This window comes from Streptomyces sp. NPDC002643 (assembly GCF_053592555.1).
Genome location: NZ_JBSFVY010000016.1, coordinates 34,338 through 49,099, shown reverse-complemented (window position 1 = coordinate 49,099; position 14,762 = coordinate 34,338). Strand labels below are relative to the sequence as shown.

Genomic DNA, 14,762 nt, shown 5'->3' with positions numbered 1-14,762 from the left:
CCCCTCCCCACGGCCTGACGACCTGCCCGTTTCCAGGCTTCCCCGGTCAGGAGATCGACACCCCATAACGGTACGGATCGCCATGGATCACCGCGTGAACCGGCCAAGAGCCGAGCGATACGACGCGCACGCCGATGCGCCCCTCGATTCCCCTGCGGACGGGTGAAATCTGACCTGGCGTCAGTTCAGCGGGGCATGGATGTGGGGCCAGCCCGGCTTCGGTCACGGCAGTCGGGGAACACGACGCGCCGGAGGCGAGTGATGAACGAACGTGCGGAGCGGGACGACGACCACATCCACCGGGTCCCTGTCCTGATCGTCGGCGGTTCCCTGGTCGGCCTGTCGACGTCGCTGTTCCTGGGACGGCTGGGCGTACGGCACACCCTGGTCGAGCGGCACGCCGGAACCTCCATCCACCCCCGCGGCCGGGGCAACAACGTCCGCACGATGGAGCTGTTCCGGGTGGCCGGCGTCGAGTCGGCGATCCACGCGGCCGCCGAGACCCTGGCCGACAACCACGGCATCCTGCAGACCCCCTCGCTGGCCGGCGACGCGGGCGAATGGCTGTTCCGGAACATCGACCCCGGCGGCGGGCTGGCCCGGTTCAGCCCCAGCTCCTGGTGTCTGTGCAGCCAGAACGATCTGGAGCCGGTCCTGCTGGAGCACGCCGTACGGCACGGCGGCGATCTGCGGTTCCACACCGAGATGCTGTCCTTCGACGCCGACGCCACCGGTGTGACGGCGGTGGCCAAGAACCGGGAGACCGGCGAACACACCACCATCCGCGCCGATTACCTCGTCGCCGCCGACGGCCCCCGCAGCCCGGTCCGCGAGCAGCTCGGCATCGGCCAGAGCGGCCCCGGCGATCTGTTCCACAACGTCAGCGTCACCTTCCGGTCCCACCGGCTGGCCGAGGCCGTGGGCGACCGGCGTTTCATCGTCTGCTATCTGACCAGCCCCGACGCCGACGGGGCGCTGCTGCCGGTGGACAACGTGGAGAACTGGGTCTTCCATCTGCCCTGGCGCCCCGAACACGGGGAAACCCTGGAGGAGTTCACCGACGAGCGGTGCGTCGCGCACATCCGCCGCGCGGTCGGTGTCGCCGATCTCGATGTGGAGATCACCGGCCGGGCCCCCTGGCACGCCGCCCAGCGGGTCGCCCGCAGTTACCGGTCTGGGCGCGTCTTCCTGGCCGGTGACTCCGCCCACGAGATGTCCCCGACCGGCGCGTTCGGCTCGAACACCGGTATCCAGGACGCCCACAACCTCGCCTGGAAACTGGCCGCGGTGCTCGGCGGCTGGGCGGGCGAAGGCCTGCTGGACACCTACGACAGCGAGCGCCGGCCGGTGGCGGAGGCGACCAGCGCCCGTGCCGCCGCCCGCTCGGCCGAGCACAGCCACCCCGGTTTCGCGCCCCCGCCCGGCGCGGCAGGCGGCCCCCAGCGAGGCATCCTCGACGTGGCCCTCGGCTACCGCTACCCGAACGGCGCCGTCGTCGGCATCGAGCCCGGTACCCCCGTCGTCCCGGACGCCCTCGACCTGACCGGCGCCCCCGGCAGCCGGGCCCCCCACCTGTGGGTACGCCACCGGGGCGAGCGGATCTCCACCCTCGACCTCTACGAGACGTCCCTGGTCCTGCTCAGCGACGCCGGGGAACCGGGCGGCTGGCACGAAGCCGCCGCCCGCCTCGCCGAGCGGACGCCGGTCCCGGTCGTGTCGTACCGGATGGGCGCCGAGCTGACGCCCGAGGACGGGGCCGACTGGGCCGGACGTCATGGTGTGGAGCGCGGCGGTGCCGTGCTCGTCCGCCCCGACGGGTTCGTCGCCTGGCGGTCGCCGGACGCGGTCGCGGACGCCGAGTCGACGCTGCGTCAGGTGCTGATGGCGGTCACCTCGCTGACCTGATCTCAGGGACGGCGGTGGGCGGGCCTTCACCCGCGTAGTTCACGCGAGTCGCGCTCTTCACAGGACGGGCACAGGATCGAGGAACACCGAGGTCGCACCCAGCGGCCGACGTTCGCCTCCTGCCCCCGCCGAGAAGGAGTTGTGCGCAGGATGACCACCACGTCCGAGCAGGCCCCGGGTCCGCTGACCCAGCAGGCGCCCCGCGTGTCCCAGTCCGTGTTCGACGGCTCCCGGCTGCGGGTCGTCCTGCTGGTGGACGTCTACGACGGCGCCCAGCAGCAGTTCCTGGAGGCGTACGAGCAGCTGTGCCACCAGGTCGCGTCCGTGCCCGGGCACGTCAACGACCAGCTGTGCCAGTCCATCGAGAACCCCTCCCAGTGGCTGATCACCAGCGAGTGGGAGAGCGCCCCGCCGTTCCTCGCCTGGGTGAACAGCGAGGAGCACGTACGGATGGTGGAGCCGCTGCACAGCTGTGTCCGGGACACCCGGTCGCTGCGCTTCCACGTCGTCCGCGAGACCGGCGGCCCGGCCACCGCCGACCCCGGCCGCCGGCTCCAGACCTCGCCCCGGATCGGCGACGGTGTGATCCGCCACGCCCTGACCTTCACCGTGCGGCCGGGCAGCGAGGAGAAGGTCGCCAAGATCCTCGCCGACTACGCCTCCCCCGAGCCACGGGTCGACGACACCACCCGGCTGTGCCGCACCTCCCTGTTCATGCACGGCAACCGGGTCGTACGGGCCATCGAGGTCAAGGGCGATCTGCTCGCCGCGCTGCGGTACGTGGCCCGGCAGCCGGAGGTCCGCGCGGTCGAGGAGGCCATCAACCCCTATCTGGAGCAGGACCGGGACCTCGACGACCCCGAGTCGGCCCGGATGTTCTTCACCCGGGCGGCCCTGCCCGCCGTCCACCATGTGACGGCGGATCAGCGGGAGGTACGGGCGGAGCGGCACGCCCTGTACTACCCGGCCCGGCCCGGACTCGGTATGCGGCTGGCCGAGCTGCTCGCCCGGCACGACGAGACGGCGGCGGGCGACCCGAGCAGCCCCGTCGTGCGCAGCACGATCTTCCAGCGCGACGACGTCGTGGTCCGGCTGATCGATCTGCGCGGCGCGTTCGACAGCGCGGCTCCCGTGCCGCTGCTCGGCCTCGCCGACCCCGGTCAAGTGGCCGAGCTGACCACGTTCCAGGACGGCGATCCCACGCGGGTGCTGCGGGCCGCCCGTATGGATCTCGTCACCGACCGCCGTTCGCCGGACGCCTGACCACCCCGGCCCGCACCGGCGAAGCCACCCCCCATCTGCCATGCAGCGCCTGATCGGAGCACTGTCGTGACCACTTCCCGTCCCAAAGTCGTGGACCTGAGCGATATCGAGCCCAACACTCGCCGCGGCGGGGACCTGCGTGCCCTGCTCACCCCCACCACGGTCGGCTCCACCAGCGGTTTCATGGGCGTGGCCATCGTGCAGCCCGGCGACCGCATCGCGGAGCACTACCACCCGTACTCCGAGGAGTTCATCTACGTCCTGTGCGGTCTGCTGGAGGTCGACCTCGACGGCGAGGCCCAGTCGCTGCGGCCCGAGCAGGGGCTGTTGATCCCCGCCCATATGCGCCACCGCTTCCGCAACGTCGGCAATGTGGAGGCCCGGCTCGTCTTCCACCTCGGTCCGCTGGCCCCGAGCCCCCCGCTCGGCCATGTCGACACCGAGGAGACGGTCCCGGCGGCGGACCGAGAGCGGGTCGGCTCATGAGCAGGCGAGTGGCGGTCACCGGCATAGGTGTGGTCGCCCCGGGCGGCATAGGCGTACCGGCGTTCTGGAACCTGCTGGCCGAGGGCCGGACCGCGACCCGGGGCATCACCTTCTTCGACCCGGCGGGCCTGCGGTCGCGGATCGCCGCCGAGTGCGACTTCGACCCGGCCGCGCTCGGGCTGGACGCCGAGCAGATCGCGCGCTGCGACCGCTACATACAGTTCGCCCTGGTCGCGGGTGAGGAGGCGGTCCGGGACGCCGGGCTCGACCTCGGCCGGGAGAACCCCTGGCGGGTCGGGGTGTCGCTCGGCACCGCGGTCGGCGGCACCACCCGGCTGGAGCACGACTACGTCCTGGTCAGCCACCGGGGCGAGCGCTGGGACGTGGACGAGCGGCGGGCCGAGCCCCATCTGCACCGCGCCTTCGCCCCCAGCACGCTCGCCTCGACCGTGGCGGAGCGGTTCGGGGCGTGCGGACCGGTGCAGACCGTCTCCACGGGCTGCACCTCGGGACTTGACGCGGTGGGGTACGCCTTCCACACCATCGAGGAGGGCAGGGCCGACGTCTGCATAGCCGGTGCGTCGGACTCGCCGATCTCCCCGATCACCATGGCGTGCTTCGACGCGATCAAGGCCACCTCCCCGAACAACGACGACCCGGCCCATGCCTCCCGCCCCTTCGACGCCGAACGCGACGGCTTCGTCATGGGCGAGGGCGGTGCCGTACTGGTCCTGGAGGAACTCGACCACGCGCGGGCCCGAGGCGCTCCCGTGTACTGCGTGATCGACGGCTACGCCACCTTCGGCAACGCCTACCACATGACCGGTCTGACCAAGGAGGGGCTGGAGATGGCACGGGCCATCGAACAGGCCCTCGACCACGCCCGCCTCGACCCCACGGCGATCGACTACGTCAACGCGCACGGCTCGGGCACCCAGCAGAACGACCGGCACGAGACCGCCGCGGTGAAACGGGCCCTGGGCCCGCATGCCTTCGACACGCCGATGAGCTCCATCAAGTCCATGGTGGGCCACTCCCTCGGCGCGATCGGGGCGATCGAGGTCGTCGCCTGTGTGCTGGCGCTGGCCCACCAGGTGGTACCCCCCACCGCGAACTACCGGACCCCGGACCCCGAGTGCGATCTGGACTACGTCCCGCGCACAGCCCGTGAGCGCAGGCTGAACAGCGTGCTCTCCGTCGGCAGCGGGTTCGGCGGCTTCCAGTCCGCGGTGATCCTTTCCCGGCCGAGGGAGCAATCACGATGAGCGAACCGCGTCCACGGCGTGCCGCCGTCACCGGAATCGGGGTGGTCGCCCCCAACGGGGCCGACACCGAGGTCTTCTGGAAGTCCACGGCGGAGGGCATCAGCGTCCTCGACCGCGTCACCCGCGAGGGCTGTGAGCATCTGCCGCTGCGGGTGGCCGGCGAGGTCCGCGACTTCGAGCCCTCGTCGGCGGTCGAGGAGCGGTATCTCGTCCAGACCGACCGGTTCACGCACTTCGCGCTGGCGGCGGCCGACCGCGCGCTGGAGGACGCCGGGCTCGGCCGCGCCGACACCGAGGGCGAGCCGTTCTCCGTCGGCGTCGTCACCGCGGCCGGTTCCGGCGGCGGCGAGTTCGGGCAGCGGGAGCTGCAGCGGCTGTGGGGCAAGGGCAGCCGCTTCGTCGGCCCGTACCAGTCCATCGCCTGGTTCTACGCCGCCAGCACCGGCCAGATCTCCATCCGCCGGGGTTTCAAGGGCCCCTGCGGGGTGGTCGCGTCCGACGAGGCGGGCGGTCTGGACGCCCTCGCGCACGCGGCTCGGGCGGTGCGCCGGGGCACCGATGTGGTGGTGGCCGGCTCCACCGAGGCGCCGCTCGCCCCGTACTCCATGGTCTGCCAGCTCGGTTACCGGGAGTTGAGCACCGAGGACGACCCGGCGTGCGCGTACCGCCCGTTCACCAGCGCGGCCTGCGGGTTCGTGCCCGCCGAGGGCGGCGCGATGCTGGTCGTGGAGAACGAGCGGTCGGCCGCGCAGCGCGGCGTGGAGGTACGGGCGTGGATCGCCGGGCACGCGGCGACGTTCACCGGGGGCTCCCGCTGGGAGGAGTCCCGGCACGGCCTCGCCCATGCCGTCCGCGGTGCCCTCGCCGAGGCCGAATGTGCCCCGGAGGAGATCGACGTGGTCTTCGCCGACGCCCTGGGCGTACCGGAGGCGGACCGCGCCGAGGCCCTGGCGATCGCGGACGCGCTGGGCCCGCACGGGCGGCGGGTGCCGGTGACCGCGCCGAAGACCGGGATCGGCCGCGGCTACGGGGCGGCGCCCGTCCTGGACGTGGTGACGGCGGTGCTCACGATGCGGCACGGTCTGATCCCGCCCACCCCGAACGTCTTCGACGTCTGCCACGACCTCGACCTCGTGACCACCCGGGCCCGTGTCGCCGAGACGCGCACGGCGCTGGTCCTCAGCCGGGGGCTCATGGGATCGAACGCGGCGCTGGTGCTGCGGCACGGCGCCTCGGAGGCGCACTGACCAACCATCAACAGACCGAGCGATCAAGGACCAAGGAGAACCACCGCATGAGTGAGCGCATCACCGTCCAGGAGCTGTCCGAGCTGATGAAGCAGGCAGCCGGCGTCACCGTCTCCCCCGAGGAACTGCAGCGGAGCCACGACTCCGGCTTCGACACCTTCGGCATCGACTCGCTGGCCCTGCTGGGCATCGTGGGCGAGCTGGAGAACCGGTACGGCAAGCCGATGCCACCGGACGCGGAGCGCAGCAAGACCCCTCGGCAGTTCCTCGACCAGGTCAACGGCGCCCTGATGGCGGGTGCGTGACATGGCCGGGCACACCGAGAACGAGATCACCATCGCCGCGCCGGTCGACCTGGTCTGGGACATGACCAACGATGTGGCGGGCTGGCCGCGCCTGTTCAGCGAGTACGCCTCCGCCGAGATCCTCTCCGAGGAGGGCAACAAGGTCACCTTCCGGCTGACCATGCACCCGGATGCCAACGGCACGGTGTGGAGCTGGGTCTCGGAGCGGGAGACCGACCGCGCCACGCTCACGGTCCGGGCCCGCCGGGTCGAGACGGGCCCCTTCGACCACATGAACATCCTGTGGCGCTACGAGGAGGTCCCGCAGGGCACGCGGATGGTGTGGACGCAGGACTTCGCGATGAAGCCCGAGGCGCCGGTCGACGACGACTGGATGACCGACAACATCAACCGGAACTCCAAGGTCCAGCTGGCGCTGATCCGGGACCGCATCGAGAAGGCCGCCGTCGAGCGGGGCCTCACCCCCGGTCTGACCGACTGACCGGCCTGACCGACTGAACCGGAATCCGGAATCCTGAAAGAGGGCAACCACCCATGCATCAGGCACTGATCGTCGCCCGGATGGCGCCGGGCTCGGCCCCGGACATCGCCAAGATCTTCGAGGAGTCCGACCGGGGGGAGTTGCCGCATCTCGTCGGCGTCGTCCGGCGCGGGCTCTTCCAGTTCGGCGACGTCTATATGCATCTCATCGAGTCCGAGCGCGAGCCCGGTCCCGCCATCGCCAAGGTCACCGACCACCCGGAGTTCCGGGCCGTCAGCGAGCGGCTGTCGGCGTACGTCAGCGCGTACGACCCCGAGACCTGGCGTTCCCCGAAGGACGCCATGGCCCGGCGCTTCTACCTCTGGGAGCGCGACCGGACGGACTGACCCGCCCGGAACGTCAACGGTCGCCGGACCCGCGCTGCGGCGGGCCCGGCGACCGACGCGTGCCGGTTCCGGGGCTGTCAGCCCGGGACGTGGCAGTCGAAGGCGTGCAGATAGGGGTTGACGGGGCGGACGTCGTCGATGACCAGGCCCGCCGCCGTCAGCCGGCCGACCATGCTCTCGGTGGTGTGCTTCGCCCCACCGACGTTGAGCAGCAGCAACAGATCCATGGCGGTGCTGAACCGCATGGAGGGCGAGTCGTCGACGAGGTTCTCGATGACGACGACCCGCGCCCCGGCCCCGCCCGCGTCGCGGACGTTGCGCAGGGTGCGAGCGGTGCTGTCGTCGTCCCATTCCAGGATGTTCTTGATGATGTACGCATCGGCCCGGACCGGAACGGCCTCACGGCAGTCGCCGCCCATGATGCGCACCCGGTCCGCGAGCGCCCCGCCCGGCCTGAGGCGTGCGTCGGCGTTCTCCACCACCCTCGGCAGATCGAGCAGGGTGCCCCGCATCGTCGGGTACTTCTCCAGCAGGCTCGCCACGACATGCCCCTGGCCCCCGCCGATGTCGGCCACGGAGGCGGCCCCGGACAGATCGAGCAACTCCGCGACGTCCCTGGCCGACTGGACGCTGGAGGTGGTCATCGCCCGGTTGAAGACGTCCGCGGATTCCGGGGCGTCCTCGTTGAGGTAGTGGAAGAACTCCTTGCCGTAGAGGTCCTGTACGACGTTGCGGCCGCTGCGTACGGCCTCGTCGAGCTTCGGCCAGGCGTCCCAGGTCCATGGTTCGGTGCACCACAGCGCGATGGCGCGCAGGCTGTTCGGCTCGTCCTCGCGCAGCAGCCGGGACAGATCGGTGTGGGCGATGGTGCCGTCGGGCCGCTCGGCGAAGACGCCGTAGCAGGACAGGCCCCGCAACAGCCGTCGTAGCGGCCCGGTTTCGGTCTTCACCGCGGCGGCGAGGTCCTCCACGGCCATGGGGTGCTCGCCGAGGGCGTCGGCGACCCCCAGCCGGGCCGCCGCGCGGAGGGCGGCGGCGCAGGCGGCCCCGAAGACGAGTTCCCTCATCCGCATGGAGGGCGGTGGGGCGGTCGGGACTGTCGGGGCAGTCGGCGCGGTCACCACGTGCCCACTCCCTTCCTCGGTCTGGGGGGTGCGGTCGGTCAGCACAGGCCCGCCGGCTTGGACGCTCGGCAGGTGTTGCCGACGAAGGTGTTGTCCTTACCGGTTTCCCCGTTGACGAGGTCGGCGGGGGCGTTGGCCTCCAGGACGTTGTCCCTGATCCGGTTGCGTTCGCTGGTGACGCCCACGAAGCTCTTGAACAGCACGATGCCGCCGGACAGCGGGGACTCGCCGGCGTTGTCCGTGACCGTGTTGCGGGTGACGAGGGTGTCCTCCGCGCCGGTCAGGACGATGCCGGAGCCCTGGAGCGCGGGCAGCCGCTCGGTCTTGGGGCAGGACTTGTTGTTGTGCACGATGTGGTTGTCGCGCACGGTCAGGTCGCCCGTCTTGGGCAGGTTCTCGTCGCCGACGACGAAGACGCCCGCGCAGTTGTCGCTGATGTGGTTGCCCGCGACGGTGAGGTCCCTCAGGCGGCGGACGGTGACGCCGATCCGGTTGTCCTCCAGCCGGTTGCGTTCGACCACCGTGCCCTGGGTGTCCATGGCGCCGGTCTCGCTGGTGATCGTGTTGGCGAGGAAGAGGCCCGCGTCGCCGTTGTCCCGGGCGGTGTTGCCGACGAACACACCGCGTACCGAGCGTTCCTGGGCGATGCCCCACACCCCGTTCTTGACGGCGGTGACGTTCCGTACGGTGAGCCCGTCGGTCCCCACGGCGGAGACACCGCTCTTGGTGAAGCCGGTCACCGTCAACGAGCCCACGGTGACGCCCTCGACGTTCTGGTCCCCGCTGCCCACGACACAGATCCCGTTACCGGCCTCGGCACAACTGCCGACGGCCTTCCCCGTACCGGGTGCGAGGACCGTGCCCCGGCCCATCCCCCGCAGGGTCAGCCGGGGCGTGGTCACCCGCACGCTCTCGTGGTAGGTACCGGAGGCCACCAGCACGGTGTCCCCGGGAGCGGCGGCGTCCACCGCCTGCTGGATCGATTCCCCGGGGAGAACCAGATGCGTCATGGGCTCGGGGGCCGGCGGGGCGGCACCGAGCCCCGCCCCGAACATCACTGCGGTGCACGCCAGATACGCGATGCGACATTTAGTCATATTCCACACGTTATGACCGAACAGATCCCACACTGAGCCTGCTGGGCCATCCGGAGGCGTGTCACCGACGAACCCGCTACTCGGCGGAGCGGGAACCAGGCCCTACACGTTGAAGCGGAACTCGACCACGTCGCCGTCCTGCATCACATACTCCTTGCCCTCCATGCGGGCCTTGCCCTTGGCGCGGGCCTCGGCGACCGAGCCGGTGGCCACGAGGTCGGCGAAGGAGATGACCTCGGCCTTGATGAAGCCCTTCTGGAAGTCGGTGTGGATGACACCGGCGGCCTCGGGGGCGGTGGCGCCCTTCTTGATGGTCCAGGCGCGGGATTCCTTGGGGCCGGCCGTGAGGTAGGTCTGGAGGCCGAGGGTGGCGAAGCCGACCCGGGCGAGGGTGGCGAGGCCGGGCTCCTCGGCGCCGACCGACTCCAGCAGTTCCAGCGCGTCGGCCTCGTCCAGTTCGGCGAGGTCCGCCTCCAGCTTGGCGTTGAGGAAGATCGCCTCGGCGGGGGCGACCAGGGCGCTCTGCTCGGCCTTGAAGTCGTCGTCGGTCAGCTCGTCCTCGTCGACGTTGAAGACGTAGAGGAACGGCTTGGTCGTCAACAGGTGCAGATCGTGGAGGAGTTCGGCGCGCTCGCCGCCCTGGACGATGCCCTGGGAGAACAGGGTGTCGCCCTTCTCCAGGATCTCCTTGGCCTCCTCGACGGCCTTCACCTTCGGCGCGACGTCCTTCTTGATCCGCGACTCCTTCTGAAGCCTCGGCAGGACCTTCTCGATGGTCTGGAGGTCCGCCAGGATCAGCTCGGTGTTGATCGTCTCGATGTCGTCCTTCGGCGAGACCTTGCCGTCGACGTGCACGACGTTTTCGTCCTTGAAGGCGCGGATGACCTGGCAGATCGCGTCCGACTCACGGATGTTCGCGAGGAACTTGTTGCCGAGGCCCTCGCCCTCGCTGGCGCCGCGCACGATGCCCGCGATGTCGACGAAGTCGACGGTCGCCGGGAGAATCCGCTGGGAGCCGAAGATCTCGGCCAGCTGGGTCAGCCGCGCGTCCGGGACGCCCACGACGCCGACGTTCGGCTCGATCGTGGCGAACGGGTAGTTGGCCGCCAGCACGTCGTTCTTGGTCAGGGCGTTGAACAGGGTCGACTTGCCGACGTTGGGCAGACCGACGATTCCGATCGTGAGCGACACGTTTACGACTTCCCGTACGTAGGAGGGCCAGGCGGCGGGGCCGGGGACCTGGGGCGGTGGGGCCTGGGACGACCTGGGGCCGGTCCGGAGAGTCCGGCCGGTCCGGTGGACCCGGCGGTCCGGTGGATCGTGCCCCAGCGGCCAGAGGGCTGGCCGATCCCCCAGTTTACGGCGTGCCGAGGCCCCGCCCGGCGGGGTATCGAACGCTTGGCCAAGGTCCGTCCAACGGCGTGTCTGTAGACCCATTCGGCACATTAACCGACCTAAGTTGGTCCGGTGGAGCAACACAGGACGCACCTCCCTCGCCCCGCCCCGCACCGCGGCACGCCCCTCCCGCCCCAGGCGGCCCGAGGCGGCCGACGTCCCTCGGGCGCGGGGGCGCCACGACGCGCTCCCGTCGCGCGCGGGCCCGTCCCACCCCCCGTACAAGCCGTACGACGCGTCGCCCGCGCCGTGCGCCGGATGCCGAACCCCCGGCTCACCGGGTTGGGCTGCGGGCTGTTCAGCGGCATGACGATGTTCGCCCTGGCCTGCCTGGACCGGCTGCTGTTCGGGGCCTCCCCCGCCGTCTACGGCGTGCTGTTCCTGCTGGTCAGCACGCTGACGGCGGCGTGGGTACGGCAAGGGGACCTCACCAGCGGCCCGGTGGTCGTGCCGATCGCCTTCGCCGCCGGTCTGCCCCCGATCGCGGGCGCCGAGGGCGGCCTCGGCGCTCACCTGATGGCCCTGGTCACCGCCCTCGCCATGCAGGCGGGCTGGCTCTACGGCGGCACTCTCATCGCCGGCCTCATCGTGACCGTACGCAAACTACGCCTGATGGCCCACCGGGCCGCCGACCGGGAGGACCGGGAGCGCCTACGGGAGGCGGCAATGGGCCGGACACCGGCCCGGGCCGATGAGGGCGGGGGGCGGCCTGTCGGGGAGCGGCCGGTTGGGGGGCGGGGACGGGCAGGCGGCGCTCGGGGCGGGACGCCGGGGGGCCAGGTCGGAGCACCGGGGGGCCAGGTCGGGGCACCGGGGGGCCAGGTCGGGGCGCAGGGTGGCAGGGCCGGGGTGCAGACCGGCCGAGGCGGGGCGCCGGGTGCCCAGGGCTCGGCGTCGAGTGGCCGGGCCGGGGCGCCGGGTGGCGAGGCCACAGCGCTGGGTGGCCAGGCCGGGGACCCGTACGATCGCGGCCGACCCGTACGGCCCCGCTCCCCCAGGCCGGCGGCCCAGCCCGGGCGTACGGTCCCTCGGGGTTACTAGTCTCCGAAGGGCGATCGCGTACCGATGGTTCACGGAAGACCGGACCGGCGACGTCCCAGCGCGCATCGCGCAACCGAGCGGGCCCCCTCCCGGTCGGGCCCGCCCCTCGACCGTCCGATCGCTCGCGACTGGCCACGCTCGGGTTCGGGGCCCGCCGCAGCGGAACAGACTCCGCCCGAGGCACGCGTGCGGAGGGACGCCGAGCGGGGGACTCCGTGTCCTGACGTCCCTGCGTCCCGGCCGCCCAATCGCCCGCAGCCGACCACGTTCGGATTCAGGCCCGCCGCAGCGAAACAGACCCCTCCGGGGGGACGCCATGCCGAGGGACCCCGTACTGCGGTGAGACGCCGCGCGGAGGGGGACGCCGTGTCCTGGCTTCCCTGCGGCCGTCCCTCCCTGTCGGCCACGCGGGCGGCCACCGCGGTTGCGCCCTACCGCCGCAGGCTGCGGCTGTCCGGGCGGGGTCTGGGGCCCCAGCCTGCGACGAATGCTTCGCTGTCACAGGAATCCAGAGCCCGCGCCCCAACCGGCCCTCACCGGCTCCTACCGTCCTCAACCGGGCCCCGCCGACCCCCGCCGACGCGCCCAACCGGGCCCTCGCCAACACTCGCCGCCCCAACCGACCCTCGTCGGCCCATGCCGCCCCCAATCAGCCCTCGCCGACCCCCGCCGCACCGAACCGACGCCCGCCGCGCCCAACCGACCCCGTCGGCCCCTAGCCGGCCTTCGCCGCTCGCATCGCGGCGCCTACGATGCCCGCGTTGTTCTGGAGCTGGGCCGGGACGATCTCGGCCTTGATGTCCTCGATCAGGTGGAGGAACTTCGCGGATTTGCGGCTGACGCCGCCGCCGATGATGAACAGTTCCGGGGAGAGGAGCATCTCGACGTGGGCGAGGTACTTGGTGACCCGGCGGGCCCAGTGCTCCCAGGTCAGCTCGTGGTCGTCCTTGGCCTTGGTGGAGGCGCGGGTCTCGGCGTCGTGGCCGCCCAGCTCCAGATGGCCCAGCTCGGTGTTGGGCACGAGGACGCCGTCGCTGAAGACGGCGCTGCCGATGCCCGTGCCGAAGGTGAGCATGATGATCGTGCCCTGGCGGTCGCGCCCGGCGCCGAACTGGACCTCGGCGACGCCCGCCGCGTCCGCGTCGTTCACCACCGTCACCGGCAGTCCGCCGAGCCGCTCGCCGAGCAGGGCGCGCGCGTCGACGTCGATCCACCCCTTGTCGACATTGGCCGCCGTACGGATGGTGGAGCCGCCCGTGACCACGCCGGGGAAGGTGATGCCGACCGGGCCGGTCCAGCCGAAGTGGTCGACGACCTGCTTCACGCCGTCGGCCACCGCGTCGGGCGTCGCCGGGTGTGGGGTCAGCACCTTGAACCGCTCGTCCGCCAGGTCGCCCCGGTCCAGATCCACGGGAGCGCCCTTGATCCCTGAACCGCCGATGTCCACGCCGAAGATGTGCATGGCCCTACGTTACGTCGTACGACTGACAGTCACGGCCCCGGGCGGGCGGACCGGCCCCCGGGCCCGGAATCCTCACGTCCTCGAACACGTACGCCCCCGGAACCTTCACGGACGCTCGACCGACAGCGTCCGTTCAAGTCCCGGGGGCGTACCGAATTCCCGAGGTCAGGTCTCCGTGCTACCCGAGGTCACGTCTCCGCGCCACCCGAGGTCAGGCCTGTGCGGTCCCTTGGCCGGTGCGCTCGGCGACGAGGGCGGCGGCTTCCTCGCGCAGATCGCGGCGGAGCTCCTTCGGCAGCGAGAACGTGATCGACTCCTCGGCGGCCTTGACCAGCTCGACATCCTCGTACCCGTGCTGGGAGAGCCACTCCAGGACCTCCTCGACGAGGACCTCGGGCACGGAGGCGCCGGAGGTGACGCCGACCGTCTCGACCCCCTCCAGCCAGGCCTCGTCGATCTCGCTGGCGAAGTCCACGAGGTACGCCTCGCGGGAGCCGGCCAGCTTGGCGACCTCGACGAGCCGCTTGGAGTTGGAGGAGTTGCGCGAGCCGACCACGATGACCAGCTCGGCCTCCGCGCCCATCTGCTTCACGGCGAGCTGACGGTTCTGGGTGGCGTAGCAGATGTCGTCGCTGGGCGGCGAGACGAGCAGCGGGAACTTGTCCTTCAGCGCGCCGACCGTCTCCATCGTCTCGTCGACGGAGAGCGTGGTCTGCGACAGCCAGACGACCTTCGACTCGTCGCGGACCTCGACCTTGGCGACGTCGCCGGGGCCGTCGACCAGCTGGATGTGGTCCGGCGCCTCGCCCGACGTACCGATGACCTCTTCGTGTCCCTCGTGGCCGATCAGGAGGATGTCGTAGTCCTCCTTGGCGTAGCGGATCGCTTCCTTGTGGACCTTGGTGACCAGCGGGCAGGTGGCGTCGATGGTGGCGAGCCTGCCGCGCTCGGCCTCCTCGTGGACGGTCGGGGCGACACCGTGCGCCGAGAACATCACGATGTTGCCCTCGGGCACCTCCTCCGTCCGCTCGACGAAGACGGCCCCCTTCTTCTCCAGTGTCTGCACGACGTACTTGTTGTGCACGATCTCGTGTCGGACATAGATCGGGGCCCCGTACTGCTCCAGGGCCTTCTCCACAGCGATCACAGCACGGTCGACGCCCGCGCAGTACCCGCGCGGGGCGGCGAGAAGAACACGGCGGCGAGGCGAGGAAGTCATGCGGTCCATCGTAAGGCCGGGGGTGGGGGCACCCGCACGCGCCGAACCACCCGCACGCCCACCCCAGTAGGCGCCGCCCCAAGCCT

14 protein-coding genes are annotated in these 14,762 nt (G+C 71.4%); 9 read left to right on the top strand and 5 right to left on the bottom strand.

The window, feature by feature from the left end; all coding sequences use genetic code 11:
* The first annotated feature begins 261 nt into the window (after positions 1-261).
* The 8 genes from ACWD4G_RS24420 (at position 262) to ACWD4G_RS24385 (ending at position 7,338) form a co-directional block, all read left to right on the top strand.
* Positions 262-1,905 (top strand): FAD-dependent oxidoreductase, encoded by a 1,644-nt coding sequence (locus tag ACWD4G_RS24420; protein WP_451296756.1) that lies wholly within the window; start codon positions 262-264, stop codon positions 1,903-1,905.
* Between the two features lie 150 nt (positions 1,906-2,055).
* On the top strand, positions 2,056-3,168 hold the full coding sequence (locus tag ACWD4G_RS24415; protein WP_451296754.1) for a SchA/CurD-like domain-containing protein: 1,113 nt from the start codon (positions 2,056-2,058) through the stop codon (positions 3,166-3,168).
* A gap of 66 nt (positions 3,169-3,234) precedes the next feature.
* Positions 3,235-3,654 carry a cupin domain-containing protein gene (locus ACWD4G_RS24410; RefSeq protein WP_451296752.1) on the top strand — a complete coding sequence of 140 codons (420 nt, stop codon included), beginning with the start codon at positions 3,235-3,237 and terminating at the stop codon, positions 3,652-3,654.
* Entirely contained in the window at positions 3,651-4,919 is a 1,269-nt protein-coding gene (locus ACWD4G_RS24405) for a beta-ketoacyl-[acyl-carrier-protein] synthase family protein (protein ID WP_451296750.1), read from the top strand. Before ACWD4G_RS24410 ends, ACWD4G_RS24405 begins: the two co-directional genes overlap by 4 nt.
* Complete coding sequence (locus ACWD4G_RS24400; RefSeq protein ID WP_451296748.1) at positions 4,916-6,166, top strand: ketosynthase chain-length factor; 1,251 nt, start codon at positions 4,916-4,918, stop codon at positions 6,164-6,166. Before ACWD4G_RS24405 ends, ACWD4G_RS24400 begins: the two co-directional genes overlap by 4 nt.
* Before the next feature lie 47 nt (positions 6,167-6,213).
* On the top strand, positions 6,214-6,471 hold the full coding sequence (locus ACWD4G_RS24395; RefSeq protein WP_451296746.1) for an acyl carrier protein: 258 nt from the start codon (positions 6,214-6,216) through the stop codon (positions 6,469-6,471).
* Between the two features lies 1 nt (position 6,472).
* On the top strand, positions 6,473-6,952 hold the full coding sequence (locus ACWD4G_RS24390; RefSeq protein WP_451296744.1) for an SRPBCC family protein: 480 nt from the start codon (positions 6,473-6,475) through the stop codon (positions 6,950-6,952).
* Between the two features lie 53 nt (positions 6,953-7,005).
* A complete protein-coding gene (locus ACWD4G_RS24385; RefSeq protein ID WP_451296742.1) occupies positions 7,006-7,338 on the top strand; it encodes a TcmI family type II polyketide cyclase in 333 nt (110 codons plus the stop codon).
* Between the two features lie 77 nt (positions 7,339-7,415).
* Here the strand turns inward: ACWD4G_RS24385 and ACWD4G_RS24380 are convergent, their stop codons facing one another.
* From ACWD4G_RS24380 to ychF, 3 genes are all read right to left on the bottom strand, one after another.
* Positions 7,416-8,411, bottom strand: a complete 996-nt coding sequence (locus tag ACWD4G_RS24380) for a methyltransferase (RefSeq protein WP_451297049.1) — start codon at positions 8,409-8,411, stop codon at positions 7,416-7,418.
* An 89-nt stretch (positions 8,412-8,500) separates the two neighbouring features.
* Positions 8,501-9,559, bottom strand: a complete 1,059-nt coding sequence (locus ACWD4G_RS24375; protein WP_451296740.1) for a right-handed parallel beta-helix repeat-containing protein — start codon at positions 9,557-9,559, stop codon at positions 8,501-8,503.
* 102 nt (positions 9,560-9,661) lie between these two features.
* Positions 9,662-10,750, bottom strand: coding sequence for a redox-regulated ATPase YchF (gene ychF, locus ACWD4G_RS24370; RefSeq protein WP_451296738.1), 1,089 nt, complete (start codon positions 10,748-10,750; stop codon positions 9,662-9,664).
* A 462-nt stretch (positions 10,751-11,212) separates the two neighbouring features.
* Here ychF and ACWD4G_RS24365 point away from each other — a divergent pair, with 462 nt between their 5' ends.
* Positions 11,213-11,995, top strand: coding sequence for a DUF6542 domain-containing protein (locus ACWD4G_RS24365; RefSeq protein ID WP_451296736.1), 783 nt, complete (start codon positions 11,213-11,215; stop codon positions 11,993-11,995).
* 715 nt (positions 11,996-12,710) lie between these two features.
* Here the strand turns inward: ACWD4G_RS24365 and ppgK are convergent.
* Together ppgK and ACWD4G_RS24355 are read right to left on the bottom strand one after the other, a co-directional pair.
* Positions 12,711-13,457, bottom strand: coding sequence for a polyphosphate--glucose phosphotransferase (gene ppgK, locus ACWD4G_RS24360; RefSeq protein ID WP_451296734.1), 747 nt, complete (start codon positions 13,455-13,457; stop codon positions 12,711-12,713).
* A 211-nt stretch (positions 13,458-13,668) separates the two neighbouring features.
* A complete protein-coding gene (locus tag ACWD4G_RS24355; RefSeq protein WP_451296732.1) occupies positions 13,669-14,685 on the bottom strand; it encodes a 4-hydroxy-3-methylbut-2-enyl diphosphate reductase in 1,017 nt (338 codons plus the stop codon).
* Between the last annotated feature and the right edge of the window lie 77 nt (positions 14,686-14,762).

What these genes read in the sequence shown, in the direction of transcription:
- ACWD4G_RS24390 (WP_451296744.1), top strand. Translation starts at nt 6,473, where the DNA reads ATGGCCGGGCACACCGAGAACGAGATCACCATCGCCGCGCCGGTCGAC.
- ACWD4G_RS24375 (WP_451296740.1), bottom strand. Translation starts at nt 9,559, where the DNA reads ATGACTAAATGTCGCATCGCGTATCTGGCGTGCACCGCAGTGATGTTC.
- ACWD4G_RS24365 (WP_451296736.1), top strand. Translation starts at nt 11,213, where the DNA reads ATGCCGAACCCCCGGCTCACCGGGTTGGGCTGCGGGCTGTTCAGCGGC.
- ACWD4G_RS24380 (WP_451297049.1), bottom strand. Translation starts at nt 8,411, where the DNA reads ATGCGGATGAGGGAACTCGTCTTCGGGGCCGCCTGCGCCGCCGCCCTC.
- ACWD4G_RS24405 (WP_451296750.1), top strand. Translation starts at nt 3,651, where the DNA reads ATGAGCAGGCGAGTGGCGGTCACCGGCATAGGTGTGGTCGCCCCGGGC.
- ppgK (WP_451296734.1), bottom strand. Translation starts at nt 13,457, where the DNA reads ATGCACATCTTCGGCGTGGACATCGGCGGTTCAGGGATCAAGGGCGCT.
- ACWD4G_RS24415 (WP_451296754.1), top strand. Translation starts at nt 2,056, where the DNA reads ATGACCACCACGTCCGAGCAGGCCCCGGGTCCGCTGACCCAGCAGGCG.
- ACWD4G_RS24355 (WP_451296732.1), bottom strand. Translation starts at nt 14,685, where the DNA reads ATGGACCGCATGACTTCCTCGCCTCGCCGCCGTGTTCTTCTCGCCGCC.
- ACWD4G_RS24395 (WP_451296746.1), top strand. Translation starts at nt 6,214, where the DNA reads ATGAGTGAGCGCATCACCGTCCAGGAGCTGTCCGAGCTGATGAAGCAG.
- ACWD4G_RS24400 (WP_451296748.1), top strand. Translation starts at nt 4,916, where the DNA reads ATGAGCGAACCGCGTCCACGGCGTGCCGCCGTCACCGGAATCGGGGTG.
- ACWD4G_RS24385 (WP_451296742.1), top strand. Translation starts at nt 7,006, where the DNA reads ATGCATCAGGCACTGATCGTCGCCCGGATGGCGCCGGGCTCGGCCCCG.
- ACWD4G_RS24420 (WP_451296756.1), top strand. Translation starts at nt 262, where the DNA reads ATGAACGAACGTGCGGAGCGGGACGACGACCACATCCACCGGGTCCCT.